Origin of the sequence: Streptomyces niphimycinicus (assembly GCF_018883605.1) — a bacterium.
In the GTDB taxonomy this organism is placed as follows: domain Bacteria; phylum Actinomycetota; class Actinomycetes; order Streptomycetales; family Streptomycetaceae; genus Streptomyces; species Streptomyces niphimycinicus.
Map to the genome: position 1 here is coordinate 1 of NZ_JAHLEM010000682.1, position 5,793 is coordinate 5,793.

The 5,793-nt window shown below is 67.3% G+C and carries 5 protein-coding genes and 3 pseudogenes; 4 read left to right on the forward strand and 4 right to left on the reverse strand.

What is annotated here, in order from left to right:
- Both KN815_RS40060 and KN815_RS40065 read left to right on the forward strand, forming a co-directional pair.
- Positions 1 to 242 (forward strand): hypothetical protein (locus tag KN815_RS40060; RefSeq protein ID WP_216346717.1); only part of this gene is annotated, 242 nt, incomplete at its 5' end.
- 105 nt (positions 243 to 347) lie between these two features.
- Positions 348 to 1,799, forward strand: coding sequence for an aldehyde dehydrogenase (locus KN815_RS40065; RefSeq protein WP_216346718.1), 1,452 nt, complete (start codon positions 348 to 350; stop codon positions 1,797 to 1,799).
- Here the strand turns inward: KN815_RS40065 and KN815_RS51095 are convergent.
- Positions 1,780 to 2,066: pseudogene (locus KN815_RS51095) on the reverse strand (transposase); the annotation flags it as partial. The gene KN815_RS40065 and the pseudogene KN815_RS51095 sit on opposite strands and share 20 nt — an antisense overlap.
- Before the next feature lie 249 nt (positions 2,067 to 2,315).
- Between KN815_RS51095 and KN815_RS52445 the strand changes: the two are divergent.
- Positions 2,316 to 2,486: pseudogene (locus KN815_RS52445) on the forward strand (integrase core domain-containing protein); the annotation flags it as partial.
- Positions 2,487 to 2,489: 3 nt separating this feature from the next.
- Positions 2,490 to 3,383 carry a hypothetical protein gene (locus KN815_RS40070; RefSeq protein ID WP_253209542.1) on the forward strand — a complete coding sequence of 298 codons (894 nt, stop codon included), beginning with the start codon at positions 2,490 to 2,492 and terminating at the stop codon, positions 3,381 to 3,383.
- Positions 3,384 to 3,661: 278 nt separating this feature from the next.
- Here the strand turns inward: KN815_RS40070 and KN815_RS51105 are convergent, their stop codons facing one another.
- The 3 genes and pseudogenes from KN815_RS51105 to KN815_RS40085 all read right to left on the reverse strand — a co-directional run.
- Positions 3,662 to 4,564: a DUF4231 domain-containing protein gene (locus tag KN815_RS51105; RefSeq protein WP_253209543.1), complete on the reverse strand. Its 903-nt coding sequence runs from the start codon at positions 4,562 to 4,564 to the stop codon at positions 3,662 to 3,664.
- 347 nt (positions 4,565 to 4,911) lie between these two features.
- On the reverse strand, positions 4,912 to 5,604 hold the full coding sequence (locus KN815_RS40080; protein WP_216346719.1) for a hypothetical protein: 693 nt from the start codon (positions 5,602 to 5,604) through the stop codon (positions 4,912 to 4,914).
- A 98-nt stretch (positions 5,605 to 5,702) separates the two neighbouring features.
- Positions 5,703 to 5,793: pseudogene (locus KN815_RS40085) on the reverse strand (IS5/IS1182 family transposase); the annotation flags it as partial.

Genomic DNA, 5,793 nt, shown 5'->3' on the forward strand with positions numbered 1-5,793 from the left:
ACGCCTCGCGCATCCGGGCATCCTGGACCGCCTGCTCGATCGCCGGCGAGGCGACGGGATGCGTAGATGGCGGTCAGGAGTTCCTCGCAAGAGGTGAAACGGCGGTAGACCATACGCCCGCCGCCCGCCTCCGCGGCGACGCTCGCGTCTGGCTCGGCAGCGAGCATCGGCGCCCCGGTGGTGTCAGCACGGCTTCCAGATCGCGTGTCGCGTTGGCCTTCATGCATGAAGTCGCAGCTTGAGTGTGGAGGATTCAAGACTTGTCATCTCGGTCGTGTGCCTATAACAGAAGTGAAGTGCTACAGTAGCGTGACAGTTCTGGGGCTACTTCGAAAGAGAGAAAGCGCATGATCATCTATGACCGGCTTTTCATCGGGGGTTCCTGGGTGGAGCCGAGCGACCCGGCGCTGCTCGATATCGCCTCGCCGCACGACCAGTCGGTAGTCGGCCGCGCCGCCCAGGCACAGCCGGCGGATATCGACCGCGCGGTGGCGGCAGCGCGGGCCTCGTTCGAAGCGGGTGCGTGGCGTTCGACGCCGCCGGCGGAGCGGATCGCGGTCCTGCGCCGGTTCAACGCGCTGCGCGAGGAGAACGCGGAGAAGATCGCGCATCTGATCTCGGTGGAGAACGGTTCGGCGGGATGGTTCACCCGGGCCGGACAACCCGGCCTGACCCGGCAGGCGAACGCCTATCTGAAGGCGGCGGAGGAGTTCGGCTGGGAGGAGACCTTGGCGCCCTCCGACCCGGCGTCCCCGGTGCGCAGTGTGGTGCGCCGTGAGGCAGTCGGAGTGGTAGCCGCGGTGATCCCGTGGAACTCGCCGTTTTCCTCAGCCACCACGAAGATCATCCCCGCGCTGGTCGCCGGGAACTCGGTGGTCCTGAAGGTGTCCCCGGAGAACTCGCTGAGCATGGGCTTCCTGGCCGAGCTGCTGGAGCAGGTGGGCCTGCCCGAGGGCGTGATCAGCGTCCTGTCCGCGGGCCGGGAGACCAGTGAGTACCTGGTGTCGCACGAGGAGGTCGACAAGATCGCCTTCACCGGCTCGACGGCGGCCGGCCGCCGCATCGCCTCGATCGCGGGTGAGCAGCTCAAGCGGGTCAGCCTGGAACTGGGCGGCAAGTCCGCTGCCATCATCCTCCCCGACGCCGACATCGAGAAGGCGGTCGCGGGCCTGAAGTTCGGCTCCCTGCTCAACAACGGCGAGTCGTGCATCGCCCAGACCAGAATTCTGGCCCCCCGCAGCCGGTACGAGAAGGTCGTGGCCGCGCTGACGGAACTGGTGGAGTCGCTGAAGGTCGGCGACCCGGGCGACCCCGATACCTTCATCGGCCCGATGATCCGCCCCGACCAGCAGGAAAGGGTGCGCAACTACATCCGGCTCGGCATCGAGGAGGGTGCCCGCTTGGTCACCGGCGGCCCGCAGATCCCCGAGGGCCTGGAGAAGGGCAACTACGTCACGCCCACCGTCTTCGCCGACGTGGACAACTCCATGCGCATCGCGCAGGAGGAGATCTTCGGCCCGGTCCTGGTCGTCATCGCCTACGACGACGAGGACGACGCCATCCGCATCGCCAACGACTCCGAGTACGGCCTCTCCGGCGGCGTCTGGTCCTCCGACGAGGCTCACGCCCTGGAGGTCGCCCGCCGCGTCCGTACCGGCACCATCACGGTCAACGGTGCCTCCGTCGCCTTCGACGGTCCCTTCGGCGGCTTCAAGACCAGCGGCATCGGCCGCGAGTACGGCGCGGTCGGCCTCGGCACCTACACCGAGTACAAGACCATCACCGTTCCTGAAGACTGAGCGGGAGTGAGTCCTGTTGCCAGGGCTCATGCTCGGCCGGACGCCCCGAACGGTGTTGGGCGTTCTGGTCCACCGCGTTCGCTCCGTGTCCGGCGCGCAGGGATCGTGTCCGTGGTCCGGGAATCGGGGGCGGTTTCCCTCACGCCCCGGGGTGCCCGGTCGGGCCTGGACGGTCCGATGCCCGCACCCATCGCTCCGGTGGGTGCGGGGCGGTGCCGTCCGTCGCCGGACCGGGTGCCCCAGGGCGCGCCCCGCGGCTTCTACGGCGTGGACCTGTGGCGCGCAGCCGCGGCCACGGGGGCGGACCTGCTGTGGCGAGTCGGCAAGGACCTGGTGCTGCCGGTGGTCGAGCAGCTGCCGGACGGCTCGTACCTCACTGAGATCTTCGACCGGAGCCGCCTCCTGCCACGGCGACGCCGCCGGGCCAACCCCCGCGTCATCAAACGCAAAGTCGCCAGCTGGCCCCTCAAATGTGAGGGCTCAGGACATAGTTGACGTGATGTTCTCGGCGCGAAGCTGACCAAACCGTACTCACCGACCACCACCGGCAAGATCGAACGCTGGCACCGGACCCTGCGCAGAGAACTACTCGACGACTGCGGGCCGTTCGCATCCCTTGCGGCAGCCCAGGCCGCTATCAGCAAGTGGGTTCACACCTACAACCACCTCCGCCCGCACCAGGCCCTCGACATGGCGACGCTGGCAAGCCTGTTCCGGCCCAACCCTCAGCCCGAACCGGTTAAGGTCGTGCCCGCCCAGCGGTCCGAGCCCGCGCCCGTCTCCGCCGAGCCGGTCCCGGCTGCATTGGTGCTGGCGCCATCGGTCCACGCAGTCGAGTTCGACACCGTGCTCCCCGCCAGCGGCCAGGTCAGCATCATCCCCTCCGTCCAACGCATCCGGCTCGGCGTCGGGCGGGCGGGCCTGCGAGCCCGTATCTGGGTCGACGAGAACACCGTCCACGTCCTCGTGAACGGCGAGGTTGTGAAGACCGTGCCGTCCAATCTCGACGCCGAACACCTGCACCAGCTCAAGCTCCGTGGCGCCCGCCCTGCAGGGCCGCCACCTGCGCCTCCGTCCGTCGACTGCGTGGGCGACCTCCCGTCGCACCAGGCGCTCGAAGTCGAACGCACCGTGGACCCCAACGGCTGGATCAACCTGGCCGGGCAGCGGGTGAAGATCGGCTCCGAGCTCGCCAACCGGCGGATTACCGTGCGACTCGACGGACACCTCCTCCACGCGGTGCACGACGGGCTGCTGGCCAAGACCCTGCCGTCGCCGTTCACATCTGGCGAGCGCCCACGGCTCCGCGGTGCCCGCGTCGCCGCGACGCAGCTTCCACCGGCCCCGGCCGCCGTCAGTGTCGAGCGCAAGGTCCCAACCGACGGCGTCGTGATGGTGGCCCGCCAACGCCTTCGCGTCGGACGTACCTACGCGGGCCGGATCGTCACCATCTACGTCGAGATCTACGTCGAGGACACCCACTTCCGCGTGACCTACGAAGGCGCCGAGATCTCGCTGCACGCTCGCAAGGACCAGCACCCGGTGACTCGCTGGAAGGCCAAGATCCACGCACCCAAGATCTGACCGAGTCTGTCCAGGAAGTCCTGAGTCCGTCAACGATCTCGTGAGCCGAAAGTGTCAACCAAGTCCCGAGACCTCACACCACACAGGCCCTCAAATGCGGCCACCGCTCCTCATCTGTCCTGGTGGGCACGGCGACGTGCCAGGCGCGCCGCGTGATTTCGTCCCGCGGTAGTCATCGACGTGAAGGAGGGCCCGCAGGTGGCTGCGGGCTCTCGGTGCGGTCAGCGGCGCGTCTCCCGGCATCTGGAATGCCGGGGGACGAGACGCTCACGGCGGATTCAGCCAGCAGGCTGGCTGGGGTCTTGGGCTTGGTTGGCGGGCTGGTCTAGCTGCTGCTGTCTACGGCGTTGTTCGTTGCGAATGGCCTCGACACGTTGCGTGAACAAGGCCATGGCTTGATCACCCGGCTTGTCGGCGTACGCACCGACGCCGAGCCTCAACGCGTTGGCTTCCTCTTCAATGGCATCAGCCGTCTGCTGGAGGAAGTAGCTGCGCTCCCGGTACTTGTAGTAGCCGGTGAACGCTGTAGCGATCGTGACGCAGAATCCGAGACAGATCATTGAGATGGTCTGCCATGTCCAGTTTTTCGCCTCCAGGGCTGCCAGGGTCGTCACAGCGGTAGAACCGATCATGATTAGGGATTGCAGAGAGTTGTGCACTCTGCGATAGCGGCGACTCTCCGAACGGTGCTGCTCTATGACGCCAGGGAGCTCCTCGCGATACAGGTTCCGGCGCTCCTGTAGGGGCGGGGTGGAGGCTGCGCTGAGAAGCCGTACCTCCTCCTGGAGATCCTCCAGTTCTGCCTCCACCTCTGCCATGGAGTCGGTGTACCGCTCCGGCAAGGTCACGGGGTAGAATATTGAATTGGTGTTGTCGGACGCCTCCGACATGACGCCCTGTTGGACAGCCATGATGATGAGAATCAGCACAGCGGTCGCCAACGACGGCGCGCAAACCCAACTCCCGCGGACCAGGGCGGCATGGTCGCCCCAGTGCAGCGACGTCCACACCACCCATATCGCTAAGGACGCCGCTCCCAGGACGGTGGCCGCCAGCCGTAACCGGGCCCGCTTCTGCTTCCAGGCTAGGATTCTCTCCTTCTGCCGGACAGACGTGCGAAGGCGGGCAAGCTGTTGCCTGCCGACCGTGCCACTGATGCCGCTGTCGAAGTTGCTGGCCAAGGCTGCTCCTTGCTTTCGCGACCGGCAGATTCTCAAAAATCTGCCGTCTTTCTATCTCCCGCTGCCGCCCGATGTCTGTGTTCGCCGAAGTCCACACGGCGAGGGCGCCCAGGGCGCGAGCCATGGCCGACTGCCAGGCCAGCGCTCTGCACGAGATCCCGGCAATCTGGTGGCGTAAGCGACGTCGGGCATGTTGACGCGTGCTGCCGCTGGAGCGCGGAGCGCTCCAGCGACATGCGCTCTTTCGGATACGCGTGTGAGGCCCCGCGCTGGCGCAGCAGCGCGGGGCGGGGCCGGTGACAGGCGTCCGGAGGGTCAGATCCCCCAGGAGGTGACCTCCACGTCCGTCAGTGAGACCTCCTGGCCGCTGCGAGCGGCCTCGCTGCGCACCCAGTCCCGCAGATGCGGGGACGGGGTGACGGTGTCGCGGCCGCAGGCGGCATTCCGTCCGTCCGAATGGATGAGCTGCTGGAGGTAGGCGGCGAACGCGCTGGCACCCGCGGTGCCAGCGCTCGGCCCGGCCCGTAGCCGTACGACTCCAGCATCGACAGGACCGCCAGAACGCCGTCGTTGGTCCGTGCCCAGAACAGGCCGCCGCGGTCGATGACGACGGAGGCCACGACGTCGTCGGGGCGCAGGTCCAGAGGCGCGTAGGTGGTGTAGGTCCACCGGTCGTTGTTGCCGCGTGCGGTGCGGAAGTGCTGCCCGACGACGGGCATCCCGAAGATGGGGTCCACGAAGGTGCGGAAGCAGGTGCAACCGTCGCCCAGTGCCGAGGGGCTGGCTTTGTCCTCGTCAACGCACGGGTGGAACAGCTTGGTTATCTCCCGGCTCTGCACGAGCGTGGTGTGCAGGGCGTTCGGCTCGCAGCGCTGGAGCCGGTCCAGCCACTCCTGGACGTACGGGGTGGGCCGCTCGACGTTGACGGTGGCGTTCCACGCGGCGCCGGCCACGCTGATCCGCGGCTCGGTGTAGAGGACGAAGTAGGCGTAGCCCTTGGTCGGGTCGGTCAGGTTCAGCTCGGAGTGGGTGTAGGTCAACTCTGCTCCCCTTCAGCGTTGTTGGTCCCGATGACGGTGCCCTAAGGGTTGTCCCGTAAATGAGCTCTGTCGTGCCAGATGACCTGCCCGTTTCTCCGTCACCCGGCGAGGGTGAGGTTGTGCAGGCGGGCGATGCCGCGCATCGCGTGGTGGACGCCGTCGCCCTTGAGGCGGCAGTCGCGAAGGATC